Below are 14,935 nucleotides of genomic sequence, written 5' to 3'. Positions count from 1 at the left end.
GGAAACAACCTTTTATCCATCTAAATACCATATTTATCGCCTCCAATATAATATTGCATCTTTTCCATTATTTGGCAAAACCTTTGTTAACAGTGCCTAGTATACTACCTTGCAAAAGTGTAAACATTACCAAGCCTAAAACCAGTATAAATATTGTTATTTCAATATAGACCTGATCATAAAATTCTAAAGTAAATGCGTGTAATATGAGCGCGCATGAAAATAGCAATAATATAAAAAATGGTTCTGTTAAATCAAAAAAAGCATAAAGTATCATGCTAGAAACACCAGTAAGTATTTCTAGCATAAAATATGCTATAGGTATTTTGTGTCCACAGTATCTACATACACCCTGATTGAGCAACATCCCGATTATAGGCAGGATTTCAAAAGGTTTTAATGGATGATGACATTTACTACAAAACGGCTTATTCTCATCGTTGCGAAAAGCAAAAATGCTTATTTTTCTTGGTATTCTATATAGAATTGTCGTACCAATATTACCGGCCATTATGCCCAAGACGGCAATAAATACATAAATAAGCAATGTCTTAGTATATAAACGCACTATTTATAGTATATTGACATACACTATGCTATATCAAATAAAATATTGTTTAGTTTGTTAATTGAGGTTTAAGTCTTATATACACACTTTTATACGAGACAGTTAATATATTCTTGGATAGCCTAATATTGAGATCTGGGCTAGCTCTTGTCACTTCATTTGTATTTTGCATATTGCTTTTCCCAAAAACTATTAGGTATCTTGCAAAGATTCAGTTGGGTGGGCAGCCAATAAGAGAAGATGGTCCTAAATCACATATAAAAAAGTCTGGTACCCCAACCATGGGAGGTTTGCTGATAATTGCATCTATAATGCTTTCATCCTTAATTTGGGTAGATTTGGCTAATATGTATATATTAGTGGCTATTTTTGTAACACTAAGTATGGGGGTTCTTGGTTTTATAGATGATTATAAAAAGATAAAATATAAAAATAGCAAAGGAGTTTCGGCAAAATGGAAGCTTGTTTGGCAAGTTAGTACCACTATTTGCGCAGCAATAGCTATTATTCTACTGACCCAGGACTCTTTAGAGGGGGCGATGATTTTTATACCTTTTATATGTCCGAATGGGATAGATATTGGAATCTTTTTATATTTAATCTTTGCATTCTTTGTTATAACCGGATCATGCAATGCTGTTAATTTGACAGATGGGTTAGATGGGCTTGTAACAGTTCCTATAATTAGTACAACTGCCTGTCTTGCTGTGATTTCATATATAACAAGTAATGTTCTTTTTTCAGATTATTTAAAGATTCAGTATATACCGGGGACAGAGGAGCTTTTTATTTATTGTGGTAGTATAATAGGTGCAAGTATTGCATTTTTATGGTATAATGCTAATCCTGCTAAGGTGTTTATGGGTGATGTTGGGAGTCTTGCCTTGGGTGGTGCGTTAGGAGTGATGGCCTTGATAATGAGGCAGGAGTTTATATTCGGTATAGCTGGTGCTGTATTTGTACTTGAGGCTGTTTCTGTAATAATTCAAGTAGTATATTATAAAAGGACTAAAAAAAGATTTTTCAAAATGGCCCCCATACATCATCATTTTGAGCAGATGGGATATTCTGAAAATCTAATTGTTGTAAGATTTTGGATTTTATCGTTTATCTCTTGCGCTGTAGCTATAATGGTACTGAGGATAGGATATTGATATGATAAGGTTAGAGTTTTTAAAAAATGAATTAGTGTTTGTGATGGGTCTTGGTAGAACTGGTATTTCTGCTATTAAATCACTTTTAATATCCGGAGCTAGAGTTATAGCATATTCGGATAATCATGATGAAATGGAAAATATTTCACGTTCTTTTTTAGAGTGTGTATCGTTTCAATTTCCATCCGAGGAGGAGTGGGGATCTATATCTATTATGGTTCTTAGTCCTGGGCTTCCAAAAAACCATAGAGTGTTTTCTATGTGTAGTCTATATAAGGTCGTCCCTATGTCTGATATAGAACTGTTACAAATTGCTAATCCTGATGCAAAATACATAGGTGTAACTGGTACAAACGGCAAATCAACCACTACGGCGTTGATTCATCACGTATTATCTGAAAATGGTATTAAATCGCAAATGGGCGGTAATATAGGAGTGCCTGCACTTTCATTAGAGAACACAGCTGATAAAAATGAATTTTATGTAATAGAGGTATCTTCATTCCAGCTTGAATGGTTTCATAAAATGCATTTTAACATAGCTATCTGTTTATTAATAACCCCTGATCATATTGATTTTCATGGAACTTTTTCTGATTATGTTAATGCAAAAGCTAAGATATTCGATAACCAATCAAATGGAGATGTGGCAATAATTTCTGTGGATAATAACACAAATTTGAAATTATATAGTCTTTTAGATAGAAAAGAGAATGATGTACTAAAAGTACAAATTTCCACAGAATACAGGTTAAATGAGGGTGTTAGTATTATAGATAGTAAATTATATAGATCTGTAGGAAGTGATTCAGATATGTATGAATTCATAAGCCCCCCCTCACTTAAAGGTGATCATAATGCTCAGAACATGGCTTCTGTCTTCTCTGCTTGTACAGCGGCAGGTGTTAAGCCGGAAGATGTGTTTAGATCTTTTCAAACATTTAAAAGTCTTCCACATAGAATGGAGCGTTTCCTAAAATTGGATAGCGGGCTTGAATTCGTAGACGATAGTAAGGCTACGAATGCAGTTTCCACTTATTATGCGCTTGAAAGCTATGATGATATCTATTGGATAGCTGGTGGAAGATCAAAGGATGCTGGTATTAAGGTTCTTATACCTCTCTTTCAAAAGATCAACCATGCATTCTTAATAGGCGAATCAGCACAAGAGTTTGCTTTAATTTTAGAAAAAAATGAAGTCCCATTTACGTTAACACAAACCTTAGAAAAGGCAGTAGTTCTTATTAAAGAATTAAATCCGCAAAGCGGAGTCGTTCTACTTTCTCCTAGCTGCGCCTCTTTTGATCAGTGGAAGAATTTTGAAGAAAGAGGGAGTGCATTTAAGAGATTGGTGTTAGAAAGATGGTCAAATTAAAGTGCATCTATGCAAAGATTAAATTCTGAAATATCAACCGAGCTTAAGGAAGTAGATAAAATAGTTGCTCGTGATTTTAGACCTAGGAGCCTAGATTCATTTATAGGCCAGGTATCTATGAAACAAAATTTAAAAGTGTTTATAGAGGCTGCAAAAGCTAGAAACGAAACATTAGATCATATTTTATTTTATGGGCCGCCTGGTTTAGGAAAAACAACGCTTGCGCAAATTATTGCTCATGAGATGTGTAGCGAGATTAAGGTTACTTCTGCGCCGATGCTGTCGAAGGTTGGGGATCTTGCCGCGATTCTTACCAATCTTTGTAATAACGATATACTTTTTATAGATGAAATACATAGACTTAATTCCTCAGTAGAGGAAACTCTATATTCCGCAATGGAGGATAGGAATATAGATATAATAATAGGAGAGGGTCAGGCGGCAAGAACTGTTAAAATTACTTTAAATCCATTTACTCTAGTTGGAGCCACAACAAGGCTTGGTCTATTAAGTAGCCCTCTACGGGATAGATTTGGCATACCGGTTAAGTTATCATTTTATACACAAGAAGAATTAAAGCTAATTGTAGAGAGGATGGCAAATATTACAGGTAAAGAGATAGATTTTGATGCATCATATAAGATAGCGATGTGTGCAAGAGGTACTCCTAGGATAGCTATTAGACTCTTTAAAAGAATTAGAGATTTTAGTGAGCATTATAATGGACTTAATGGAAAAATCGATTTAGCTATTGTGAAAAGTTCGCTAGACGCGTTAGAAATAGATGATATGGGTCTAGATATATCTGATTATCTTTATCTTAAATATATAATGAAATCTCATAACGGTGGGCCAGTTGGAATAGAAACAATATCTGCTGCGCTTTCTGAGGATAGGGACGCTATAGAGGATTTCATAGAGCCATATTTAATGCAAATAGGTTTTATTTCTAGAACTCCAAGAGGAAGGATTGTTACAAATAAATGTTTAGGCTACATTGAAAATATTGGGTTATTATAACCTAATAACTTATTAGTAATTTTTATTTTTTGCGTTAATGCTAAAAAATGACGACATCTATAGTTTGCAAAAGTTGTGGTTCAGAATTTTATGTAGATGAGTTTGATATAACAGAGGCTGGCAGATTTGTCAGGTGCTCTGTTTGTGAGTATGAATGGCTCGCCTCATCCATGGATTTGCGGTTTGTAGATGATCGTTCCACACGATATGAAGATGATAGATTGCAGAGACCTGATACTAGCAAGCGATTCATTTATAAAATCTTTCTGGTACTTGGTATTATGTTATGTGCCGTTGGCTTATATTATGCCTCTAACTTAGATTTTAGGCTATGGGTTGATTCTGGCTTTTTGAGAACAGATCCAGTTTATAGTGGTATTGCGCTTGAAGATATGCATTATCACATAGAGGAAATTGGTGATGTGAGTGGGGATTCTAGGGCGAGGTGGCTTTCTATAACTCTTAATTTTCATAACAATTCTAGTTCTGTGAAAATATTAGATAATGTAGAAATAAAAGGGCTGAGTGTAGGGAAGAGGGAAATACTATCCAGTATCTTTAGTCCGGGTGAAAGTATTGTACCAAAAGGTAGGTTGAAACTTACATTAAGAGTATCTGTTAATAGCGAAACAGTTCCTTCGTATATAAAAATTAAGCATAATACCGCTAGGCATACAAATATAGAGGAGGGGCATATTACCGCTATCTCATTTGATAATAAACATCTAAGATGCCCAACTAGTTAAGTTATGAGCCTAAAAACTATCAAATATTATGCCTTTTTTGAACTGCCTTATTATATTATGCTATACCATTTTTTTTCAAATATAATGTGCTTTGTCTAGATCAGGAAAGCTTTCCAAATCCAATAAGCTTTGAAAAACTCTCTTTTGATAATCAGAAAAATATTTTCAGCTAATTAACACCCTGCCTCACTAAGTAAAGAATCTATCCTGCGTTTCATTGATATTCCCGTTTCCTGTTTATCATAATACTGATGTTTTAGTCGAAGCATAACTATGCAAGATTCTTTTCTTTTACCAAGCCTAAGTAGCGAATTTGAGAGTCCGTATAAACTATCTGCCAGTCTGCCGCTACCATCATCCAACCCACTTTTATAGCTTTTGAGGTAGCTCAGTGCTGCTCTTTCATATGCGGAGCTTTTGGCATAAATCTCACCAATCCAGAAATATGCAGAACTTGTTAAAGAGTTTTTAGTATAAGTTTTTGTGAAATTTTCGAATGAAAAAAGTGCAACTTTCAAATCCCCAGATTCCATCTTGTCATACGCTCTTTTAAATAGGGCTTCAGCATCTTTATCAAAAGGCAATTGTACCGTATTTATGGAGTGATCTTCTTCTAGCGAACCTTTTTCTATTTCCGCCTCTATATTGTTTAATGCATCTTTTTCAGATCCAACATTACTCACATTCGCAGATGTGCTAAATTTATGCTCAAGATCTAATGACAAGTTGAGTATTTTATCACTCAGAAGGCCGATATCATACTGAATCCTTTCTATCTCAGACCTCAGATTTTTAAAATGCTGATGTATTTCACCTAAGTTTAAGGAATCTGTTACGTTTTTATTAGCCTCGTTACTCTTATTATTTATGCCCTCTGCCACACCTAAATTGTATAGATATTTTTGCATAGAGTTCATACTATTTTCAATAGCATCAAGCCTTTTTTCTGACACGCTACTACTCTGTATATTGATGGGTTTATCATCCAAAGAGATAGCAGAGGCAGGTAATATATACAAAAAAGCTGCGCACATCAAAGACCCTATCTTCACTTTATATAACTATATTTAATACCCTTCCTTTAACATATATGATTTTTTTTATTACTTTACCATCCAAGAAATTTAAATTAATAAGAAGATCGATTCCTTTTTGTTTTATATCTTGTTCCCCCTCTTCAAGCGTAGCATTAATAACCCCCCTAAGCTTTCCATTCATCTGCACAGGTATTGCAATACTATCATCGCTTAACATATTGTTATCTATCTCAAAAAGCTGTGATTCCAGTATTGGATTAGACATCCCAATATGACTCCAGAGCTCCTCAGTAATATGTGGTATTATAGGGTTCAACATCTGTAATAAGCACAGAAATGCTACCTTAATATACTGATTATCTTTATCTTCTATAAAATTAAAAAATTCTCTTGCCCTTGCTATCGCCTTATTGAAGGCAAAGGATTCTATATCATTTTTGAATTTATACGCAAATTTATGGGTTTCTTTGATTATTCCATAATCATCATTACCAGATGGTTTATCGGAGAGTTGGCGAACAAGATCGGCAAATTTTATAAGCCTTGATATATACCTATATACGCCATCTATTGCAGCAGCAGACCATTCAAAATCTTTCTCTGGCGGAGAGTCGGAAAGTAAAAACATTCTAGTTGTATCGGCGCCATATTTTTCTAAAACATCAGAGACAGAAATTAGATTTTTCTTAGATTTACTCATCTTTTCTGTTCTTCCAACCTCTACCTCTTCACCAGTTTTGATATTAAAGTACTTAGCACCATCTTTTCTTACCTCATCTGGGTATAGCCAATTTCCATGTTTATCATTATAAGTCTCATGTATTACCATGCCTTGTGTAAATAAGTTTAGAAACGGCTCTTTTGGAACATTATATCCGCATTGTATAAGTGCCCTTGCAAAAAATCTAGAATATAAAAGATGTAATACTGCATGCTCTACACCACCTATATATTGATCTACGGGGCACCAGTAATTTACCTCATTGATGTCAAATAGCTCTTCACTTTTTGGTGAGCAAAATCTAAAAAAATACCATGAGGATTCGAAAAATGTATCTAATGTATCGGTCTCTCTTGTTGCATCTAAATTACATTTTGGGCATTTTACATGTTTCCAGGTTGGATGATTATCCAATGGGCTACCTAAAAAATTTATCTCTACATCTTCTGGTAATCTAACTGGCAGCTCAGATTCTGCAACTGGAACGACTCCGCATTTCTTGCAGTGTATAACTGGTATTGGGCAACCCCAATATCTCTGCCTAGATACCCCCCAATCGCGTAGTCTATAATTTGTTTTTGTCCTTCCAGCCCCCTTTTCTTGAAGGGCAAGAATTATTTGGTCCCTTGCCACTGAGTTATGTATACCATTAAAATTACCAGAGTTTATCAAAACTCCGTCATCTGAGAATGGTAACTTATTGTGCGCTTCATGATTTATGACCTGTATAATATCAAGCTTATATTTTATCGCAAATTCATAATCCCTCTCATCATGTGCAGGGCAGCCAAAAATAGAACCACTTCCATATTCGGGAAGTACAAAATTAGCCAAATACACTGGTATCTTCTTTTTGCTATCTAGAGGGTGAATTGCATATATTCCAAGAAAAATCCCCTCTTTCTCTGCGGTTTGCGCAGTTTCCTCATTTAAATTTTGTGAACTAAAGTTTTTTATAGCATGTTGAATTTTTGTATCATTAGCGCAAAGCTCTAGAATTGGGTGGGTAAATGAAACGGCGATAAAACTGGCGCCGAATATGGTATCTGGACGAGTTGAGTAAACTTCAATCTCTTTATCAGTAGAATCTATTTTAAACTTTATCAGTGCACCATCCGATTTGCCAATCCACTTCTCTTGCATAAATTTCACATTTTTAGGCCATCCATCAAGACCTTCTAATGACCCAAGAAGATCTTGGGCAAAATCAGTGATTTTTAAAAACCATTGACTTAATTTTTTCTTTTCGACCTTAGCTCCTGATCTCCAACCCTTACCATCTTTTACCTGCTCATTTGCAAGCACTGTACAATCTACAGGGTCCCAATTAACAAATGATTCTTTTCTATAAGCAATCCCATGTTTTAAAAAATCTAAGAAAATTTTTTGCTCATGCTTATAATATTCGCTGGAGCATGTTGAAAGCTCTCTGCTCCAGTCATACGATAACCCAAGTAATTTTAGTTGCTGCTTCATTTCTTCTATGTTCGATTCAGTCCATTTTTTTGGATGAACATTATTTAAAGAGGCGGCTTTTTCTGCTGGCAACCCAAATGAATCCCAGCCCATTGGGTGGAGGACATCAAAACCCTGCATCCTTTTAAATCTAGCTACAACATCGCCCATTGCATAATTTCTAACATGCCCTATATGAATTTTCCCAGATGGGTACGGAAACATTTCAAGAACGTAATATTTTAATAATCTCCCTGCATGTGGTACAGTGAAGGAGGCAGCCGATTCCCAATGCGTTTGCCATCTTTTTTCAATAATCGTATGATTATACTTATTTTTCATTTATCCTCAGGTTTACTATACAGTAATGAAGTGCGTGATGATAGCAAAAAGCTTTTTCTAGGTCAAAGTACTTCTTTATGTTAAATGGTATAATGGGCTTGCAACTTTAGGTAATGAATGAAAGACATAAGATTGAATCATAAGCTAGAGGGTTGTCTGGGAGAGTGGATAAATTATCTAAAAAATAATAAAAAATACTCGGAAAATACCATGAGCGCATATTTTACAGATGTAGTTTATTTCTTATTATTTATCTCGGAGGCATATCAGGAAGAGGTGAATCTGGATATCTTAAGCGAAATTACTATACAAGATATGAGATCTTGGCTTGCATATAGAAGAAACGAAAATAAAAAGGCATCTTCTAGCGCTAGAGCTATTGCATCTGTGAGAAGCTTCTTTGGCTATATAAAAGTACATAATGGAATAGATAATGCTAATGTGTTTGTAATCAAGATAAGAAATAAGGAAAAAAATTTACCAAAATCATTACCTCTAGAATCTGTATTTGAAGCTATTGCGAAAATACCATCATTTTCTAAACGAGAATGGGTTGGCCTTAGGGATAAGGCAATACTTTTTTTACTTTATGGATGTGGGCTTAGGATCAGTGAGGCGCTTACTATTGAGCAAAAAGATATATTAACTGATGACAGGCAGATCTTAATAAAGGGTAAGGGTGGTAATGAGCGTTTAGTACCGCTCCTAGACATAGTGCAAGATGCTGTGTTTACATATATTCAATCTTGTCCATATACTACATTAGTAGGCCCTATATTTAAGGGCAATAATGGAAAAAAATTAAATCCTAACGTATTCAGAAGCAACTTAAGAAAGCTGAAGTATGCAATAGGGCTACCTGAGTACATGTCACCGCATGCATTTAGACATAGTTTTGCAACTCACCTTTTAAATCAAAGTGGCCAAATAAAGTTGATCCAGGAGATGTTGGGCCATAAAAATTTATCAACCACACAGAAATATACTAAAGTTGATATAGGTACTATAGCAAGTAACTACTATCTATATCACCCAAAAACACAAAAAAAATGAATAATGCGGATATAGCATTTATACCCTTTATTACCTAATTGTCATGATGACAAATGTAATCATGACTTTGCTTATTGACTTTATGAATATTAAGCTTTAGATAAACTATTCTTTTTATCTTTATGCTCTGTAATAATGGCTGCGGTTGTTGAATTTGGGGGAAAGCAATATCTTGTTGAGGTTGGTGATGTTATAAGAACCGAGCTGATTGACCTTGGATCTTTTGATTCTGGTGTTATTTATTCTGATGCTCTCTTTTCATTTTTAGGTGATGAAAAAATGGGTAAGGCTATGGTTAAACTAGCTCTACTTAAGACTGCGAAAGAAGAAAAAATAATAGTATTCAAAAAAAATAGAAGGAATAATTATAGAAGGAAACGTGGTCATAGGCAGAATACTATGTCTTTACGTGTTGAAGAGATTGTTTTTTAGTTTTTTGTTGAAGCATGGCACAAAAGAAAGCTGGTGGTAGTAGTAAGAACTCTAGAGATTCGGCTGGTCGGAGACTTGGCGTTAAAAGGTTTGGCGGGCAATCTGTGTTGTCTGGTATGATAATAATAAGGCAGAGAGGTACAAAATTTCATCCCGGTAAGAATGTTGGTATTGGGAGTGACCATACAATATTTGCCTTAAGTGCTGGTTTTGTAAGCTTTTCTAAGGGATTTAAGGGGCGTACGTTTGTAAATGTACTAAATTCTTAGTGTAAGTTTTGGTTTTGTTAATTAGATTGCGGGTCTATAGCTCAGGTGGTTAGAGCGCACGCCTGATAAGCGTGAGGTCGGAGGTTCAACTCCTCCTAGACCCACCACCTTGCTTTTTCGGGTATCTGTTTTTTCAAAAAAATTTTGCTTTGTACGGTTGTATAGCTTTTGTCTATATTGGACGGATTATGTAATATATGTTTATTTTTACTGTATTTACTCTTGCTATTTTAACTGTAATAGAGCTTGAATCTTTTACTCCTGGTATTGCGGCTCTACAAAGTGAATTTGGGCTTAGCGTATTCGAAACCCAACTTAGTATTAGTATAAATTTCTTATCTTACTGTATTTGCTCAATAATCTGCGGATTTCTTGTTGATAAATATAGCAAAAAACATATCTTATGCTTAGGCTTGCTTATATTCCTGCTTGGGAGTGTAATGTGCAGTATCGCTCATAATTATCCCATATTTTTGTTAGGTAGGTTCCTTCAAGGGATTGGATGCTCGGCCCCAGCGGTTCTTGCTTATGTATTGCTTTCAGATAAATACTCAACAGATGAGCAGACAGCTATTGTGGGGTACTTGCATGGTGCCATGGCGACCACATCATCTCTTAGTCCAGTTATAGGGAGCTATTTGACTTTGTATTTTGGATGGAGGTCTAATTTTATATTTTTGCTAATGTTATGCATAGTCTCTCTTATATGCTCTTTATTTTTTATTGAAGATACGAAAAACCAAACTAAGCAAAATGTTAACTTAGGGGGGTATCTGTTCTTGCTTACATCTAGGAAAACTTTACCATTTATAATGGTTATCTCATTTTTCATAGTTCCATATATTGTTTTCATTGGAATTATACCAATCTTATATATATCTGATGCTGGGCTAGAACAGCAGACTTTTGCATATCATCCGCTTTCACTGGCGATAGCTTTTGGATTGGTAAGCTTTTTAAGTGGAGGTCTAATCAAGAGGTTTGGCAAGAAAAAATGTCTTTATATAGGAATATTGTTTCTTGCAGTGCATGCAATTTTAATGATATGTATTTCAATTATGAGGGTTTCTAGCCCAATTATAATAACGCTCTGTGAGCTTATTAGTTCTGTTGCTGTAGTATTTCCCATAAATATCTTATTTCCATATGCGATGAAAGTCAGTGGGGAGAAAAGTGGCATGATGTCTGCATTGATGTCTGCGGCTAGACTGGCACTGTCTTTTATAGGGCTTTGGGTAGTTGGCGCATTACACGATGGTACGGTGCGTTACCTTGGTCTATGGATAGCAATTAATATCTCTATAGGTATTTTATGTTCACTATATATAATTAGGCTAGATAAAAATATATTAGTGAATTGACTGTGAAAAGAGTCGTTACGTAATAATTTTCTTTGGAAAATGGTGTTTGGGGGAAAATTAATAGAATCGTTTAAGTAAAATTATTATGCCAAAATAACTGACTGCATTTCATTGTTAAATGAAAGTTATAAATGGAATCCCAAAACTCTCTAGTAAATATTAGAGAGCTAAGTTTAATAACAAAACACATATTATTTCAAAGTCATGCATATGATGGAAAATTTTGGTAATGCCATATAACTAGTAAATTTAGACTTTACTTAATTAATTTTACAATTTAAAAGAAGTTATTCTCATATAATGTGAGGTATTCTGTTGCGGCCGTGGTGGAATAGGTAGACACGCAACGTTGAGGGCGTTGTCCTCGAAAGGGGGTGAAAGTTCAAGTCTTTTCGGCCGCACCATGTGTTATATAATGCATCAAGCGTGCTCTTATGAGTGGTCGCGCCACAACCATCATTTAGAGCTTATTGTTCAATATTTTACTTAAAACTGCTCATACCTTATTCAATTTGTTGTTTTGGCAGTGTTCAGTATTGATAGCTATTAATTGAAGTTTTGTGAAAAGCTGCGGTTCATTGCTACAAGATAAATCACGAAAAGATTAGCAAATATCAGGATAGTGCTGCGTTTAATAATTCTTATGTTCTTTAATAAAGATCAAAGTTATTCTACATACCTTTATTTTTCACAATAAAGCTCATTCCTTTATACACTGATAATTAATTAGAGTTCTGGGTAAATTTCACTGCGCCCTTATGCGGTGTAGCTGTTTTCCCATCATTTTGTTGAAATTCACCTTTTTTCTGCATATTAAGGTTTTTATTCAATATTTCAGATATTTTATATACGGTTCCCTCACTTACATCTTCAGATGTGCTTAGTACAGCAAGTACAGAGACTGTATTTATATTATTTGGTATACCGGGATACGTACCTCCTGGTATTGTTGCAGACCTGAACTCATTATGTTTGCTAGTAAGTGCTGAGATTGCGTTTCCATCCACTTGTATCAATTTTATTTCGCATGCTCTGGATACATCCTCAACAACTTTATTTGGTGTACCACTTATTGTAGCTATCGCATCAACAGAGCCGTTGCACAAGGCAGAAACTTGTTGTTCTCCATGGAGCTCCCTAATTCCAGTGAACACTTTTTTATCCCATCCATAATACTGAATTATAGATTGAAACGTTGCTCTTGTACCAGTTTCGCCTATATTAATAATTTTCCCTTGAAGATCTTGAAATAAATTAATTTTACTGTCCCTCCTAACTATTATAGCAAGCTCTTCATCATATAAGGCTGTTACAAACCTAATTTTTGCATCTTTCTCTATATCATATAGATCGGAATTACCATAGAAAGAACTTTTTTGCCAATCTGCTTGTAGTATGGCGAAATCTATCTCCCCTTTCCGCAAAAGCTCAGCATTTTCTTTTGAGCCCATACTCTCTATGACCTTGCATCTAATATCAAGCTTATCTCTATTATGATTTAAAATTCTACATATATTATTACCAGTATTATTATACCCGCTTCCTGAAGCAGATGTACCTATTGTTATATACTCCGTTGCTTTGGTATCATTCAGGATAAGGGTACATATAATAGGATATTGTAATAATAAACAAAAATAATACAAAATCTTTTGTATAAATCTTAGCATTTTAGTAAAAACACGATAGCCCCTGACTAAAGAATAATATTCATATATATAAAAAGACAAGCTATTCTACTGAAAATAATGCTATAATAAGTCTTTCAAAATAAAAAACCCCAAATTTAAACAAGCTTTCGCTTGGTTTTAGTTAGTGGATATTACAGTTAACTGATAATTAGGGCAACTAACTTTAAGAAGATTAAAATTTATAACGAACTTTGCGTAAAAATATACCTTTTCTAATCAAAGATAATGTTTTAAATATAATGAAATTCAATAAAAGTTTTCTATTTTTTCTAATTTCAAGAGTCGAAACGTATATTCTTGTATTAATTAATTTTTCCTTTTGTGAATCTATTCTCACTTTTCATTAAAGAATTCAAAACCTTTGTCTGATAGTGAATCCCTAGACTTTAACGGAGCACGAGTGACGGTGACCAAGGACCAACTCTATGTATTCAGGCATAAAAACGGCGGCAATTAACTATAACATATTTAAAGCATCGTCTTTTTATCAGTTCTTTAATTTTGAGCAGGCCTCTGCAATTCTGGTGCAAGCCTTACTCAACAAATCTTCACTGGATGCATATGATACTCTAAAAAATCCCTCTGCACCAAATGCGGCCCCAGGTACAACCGCAACTAATGCTTCGTTTAATAGGTAGTCTGCAAAATCTACAGAGCCGTTAATGATCTTTCCATCTGGTCTTTTTTTTCCAAAAAAAGCCTCACAGTTTGCGAAAGCGTAAAATGCTCCATCAGGTTTATGGCAGGTTATATCATCAATATTATTAAGCATCCCCACAACCAAATCTCTTCTTTTTTGAAAGAGTTTATTATTTTCGCTTATAAAATCCTGAGGCCCGGTCAAAGCTTCAACAGCTGCTGCTTGGCTTATAGAGCAGGGATTAGAAGTGCTTTGAGATTGTACCTTAGACATTGCCTTTATTATATCAACATTTGCGGCTGCATATCCTATTCTCCAGCCTGTCATTGAATAACTCTTTGAAACTCCATTTATAGTTATTACCCTATCAGCCAATTTAGGCTCCACAGAGGCAATTGTAGAAAATTCAAATCCATCAAAACACATACTTTCGTATATATCGTCTGATAATATTAGAACATGCGAATGTTCTAAGAGCACGCTTGCTATCTCTTTAATTTCCTCTCTTGTATAAGCAATACCTGTAGGGTTGCTAGGGGAATTGAGCATGAAAAACTTTGTTTTTGATGTAATAAGTTTTCTCAATTTTTGTGGTTTGATTTTGAAGTCATCTTCTTGTGTACACAAAAAGATGACTGGCTCTGCTCCAGTAAGCTTTACCATATCTGGGTAAGATACCCAGTATGGAGCTGGTATTATAACTTCATCACCTGGATTAAGACATGCAAAAAGCGCGTTAAATATTAGATGCTTAGCGCCGCAACCTACTAAAATTTGTTCTTGTGAAAAGAGCAAATGATTATCTCGAGAAAATTTCTCACAGATAGCCTGTTTTAGTTCAGGAATACCTGAAACGGGCGTATATTTTGTCTTCCCTTCATTTATTGCACGTATTGCTGCCCGTTTGATATGTTCTGGTGTGTCAAAATCAGGCTCACCTGCACTCAGAGATATTAGGCACTGTTAACAAAGGTTGTATTTAATAGATGCTAAAGCTATAAAGGCAAGGAAAGAGAGATCGGATTTCTCAAATCGTAATGCTAAGCGTCGATTTTCTTTGAGTTTAGCGAA

General features: G+C 34.8%; 13 protein-coding genes and 2 tRNA genes. 10 read left to right on the top strand and 5 right to left on the bottom strand.

The genetic code is table 11. From position 1 onward, the window contains the following. Positions 1-67: 67 nt before the first annotated feature. The gene (locus Cyrtocomes_RS02720) at positions 68-511 is read right to left on the bottom strand and encodes a prepilin peptidase (protein WP_322497676.1); all 444 of its coding nucleotides are present in this window, start codon (positions 509-511) and stop codon (positions 68-70) included. A gap of 230 nt (positions 512-741) precedes the next feature. On the opposite strand from Cyrtocomes_RS02720, the gene mraY reads away from it, so the two are divergent. Genes mraY through Cyrtocomes_RS02700 form a run of 4 tightly spaced genes read left to right on the top strand, consistent with a single transcriptional unit; the run spans position 742 to position 4,863 of the window. Continuing rightward, entirely contained in the window at positions 742-1,722 is a 981-nt protein-coding gene (mraY, locus tag Cyrtocomes_RS02715) for a phospho-N-acetylmuramoyl-pentapeptide-transferase (protein WP_322497675.1), read from the top strand. 1 nt (position 1,723) lies between these two features. After that, positions 1,724-3,097, top strand: coding sequence for a UDP-N-acetylmuramoyl-L-alanine--D-glutamate ligase (murD, locus tag Cyrtocomes_RS02710; RefSeq protein ID WP_322497674.1), 1,374 nt, complete (start codon positions 1,724-1,726; stop codon positions 3,095-3,097). Positions 3,098-3,106: 9 nt separating this feature from the next. Next, a complete protein-coding gene (gene ruvB, locus Cyrtocomes_RS02705; RefSeq protein WP_322497673.1) occupies positions 3,107-4,117 on the top strand; it encodes a Holliday junction branch migration DNA helicase RuvB in 1,011 nt (336 codons plus the stop codon). A 47-nt stretch (positions 4,118-4,164) separates the two neighbouring features. Beyond that, complete coding sequence (locus Cyrtocomes_RS02700; protein ID WP_322497672.1) at positions 4,165-4,863, top strand: MJ0042-type zinc finger domain-containing protein; 699 nt, start codon at positions 4,165-4,167, stop codon at positions 4,861-4,863. Positions 4,864-5,036: 173 nt separating this feature from the next. On the opposite strand, the gene Cyrtocomes_RS02695 is transcribed toward Cyrtocomes_RS02700, so the two are convergent. Continuing rightward, entirely contained in the window at positions 5,037-5,882 is an 846-nt protein-coding gene (locus Cyrtocomes_RS02695) for a hypothetical protein (protein WP_322497671.1), read from the bottom strand. 34 nt (positions 5,883-5,916) lie between these two features. Next, positions 5,917-8,418, bottom strand: a complete 2,502-nt coding sequence (leuS, locus tag Cyrtocomes_RS02690; RefSeq protein ID WP_322497670.1) for a leucine--tRNA ligase — start codon at positions 8,416-8,418, stop codon at positions 5,917-5,919. A gap of 117 nt (positions 8,419-8,535) precedes the next feature. Between leuS and Cyrtocomes_RS02685 the strand changes: the two genes are divergently transcribed. The 6 genes from Cyrtocomes_RS02685 (at position 8,536) to Cyrtocomes_RS02660 (ending at position 11,937) form a co-directional block, all read left to right on the top strand. Next, a complete protein-coding gene (locus Cyrtocomes_RS02685) occupies positions 8,536-9,471 on the top strand; it encodes a tyrosine-type recombinase/integrase (protein ID WP_322497669.1) in 936 nt (311 codons plus the stop codon). Between the two features lie 135 nt (positions 9,472-9,606). After that, positions 9,607-9,903, top strand: a complete 297-nt coding sequence (gene rplU / locus Cyrtocomes_RS02680) for a 50S ribosomal protein L21 (protein ID WP_322497668.1) — start codon at positions 9,607-9,609, stop codon at positions 9,901-9,903. Between the two features lie 14 nt (positions 9,904-9,917). After that, positions 9,918-10,172 (top strand): 50S ribosomal protein L27, encoded by a 255-nt coding sequence (gene rpmA, locus Cyrtocomes_RS02675; protein ID WP_322497667.1) that lies wholly within the window; start codon positions 9,918-9,920, stop codon positions 10,170-10,172. 30 nt (positions 10,173-10,202) lie between these two features. After that, a tRNA-Ile gene (locus Cyrtocomes_RS02670) sits at positions 10,203-10,279 on the top strand. 90 nt (positions 10,280-10,369) lie between these two features. Further along, positions 10,370-11,533 (top strand): MFS transporter, encoded by a 1,164-nt coding sequence (locus Cyrtocomes_RS02665; RefSeq protein ID WP_322497666.1) that lies wholly within the window; start codon positions 10,370-10,372, stop codon positions 11,531-11,533. A gap of 317 nt (positions 11,534-11,850) precedes the next feature. Further along, a tRNA-Leu gene (locus tag Cyrtocomes_RS02660) sits at positions 11,851-11,937 on the top strand. A 318-nt stretch (positions 11,938-12,255) separates the two neighbouring features. Here Cyrtocomes_RS02660 and Cyrtocomes_RS02655 read toward each other — a convergent pair. Then, a complete protein-coding gene (locus tag Cyrtocomes_RS02655; RefSeq protein ID WP_322497665.1) occupies positions 12,256-13,179 on the bottom strand; it encodes a TAXI family TRAP transporter solute-binding subunit in 924 nt (307 codons plus the stop codon). 532 nt (positions 13,180-13,711) lie between these two features. Further along, positions 13,712-14,812 (bottom strand): pyridoxal phosphate-dependent aminotransferase, encoded by a 1,101-nt coding sequence (locus Cyrtocomes_RS02650; RefSeq protein WP_322497677.1) that lies wholly within the window; start codon positions 14,810-14,812, stop codon positions 13,712-13,714. Positions 14,813-14,935 lie beyond the last annotated feature (123 nt).

The organism is Candidatus Cyrtobacter comes, assembly GCF_034470605.1.
Lineage (GTDB): Bacteria > Pseudomonadota > Alphaproteobacteria > Rickettsiales > Midichloriaceae > Cyrtobacter > Cyrtobacter comes.
The sequence above is the reverse complement of the archived record's forward strand: the minus strand, read 5'-3'. Positions and strand labels throughout refer to the sequence as shown.

Bases quoted from the DNA above. Each gene is read 5' to 3' on its own strand.
- ruvB (WP_322497673.1), top strand. From the start codon at position 3,107: ATGCAAAGATTAAATTCTGAAATATCAACCGAGCTTAAGGAAGTAGAT.
- leuS (WP_322497670.1), bottom strand. From the start codon at position 8,418: ATGAAAAATAAGTATAATCATACGATTATTGAAAAAAGATGGCAAACG.
- Cyrtocomes_RS02665 (WP_322497666.1), top strand. From the start codon at position 10,370: ATGTTTATTTTTACTGTATTTACTCTTGCTATTTTAACTGTAATAGAG.
- Cyrtocomes_RS02700 (WP_322497672.1), top strand. From the start codon at position 4,165: ATGACGACATCTATAGTTTGCAAAAGTTGTGGTTCAGAATTTTATGTA.
- rplU (WP_322497668.1), top strand. From the start codon at position 9,607: ATGGCTGCGGTTGTTGAATTTGGGGGAAAGCAATATCTTGTTGAGGTT.
- Cyrtocomes_RS02685 (WP_322497669.1), top strand. From the start codon at position 8,536: ATGAAAGACATAAGATTGAATCATAAGCTAGAGGGTTGTCTGGGAGAG.
- Cyrtocomes_RS02720 (WP_322497676.1), bottom strand. From the start codon at position 511: ATGGCCGGTAATATTGGTACGACAATTCTATATAGAATACCAAGAAAA.
- rpmA (WP_322497667.1), top strand. From the start codon at position 9,918: ATGGCACAAAAGAAAGCTGGTGGTAGTAGTAAGAACTCTAGAGATTCG.
- murD (WP_322497674.1), top strand. From the start codon at position 1,724: ATGATAAGGTTAGAGTTTTTAAAAAATGAATTAGTGTTTGTGATGGGT.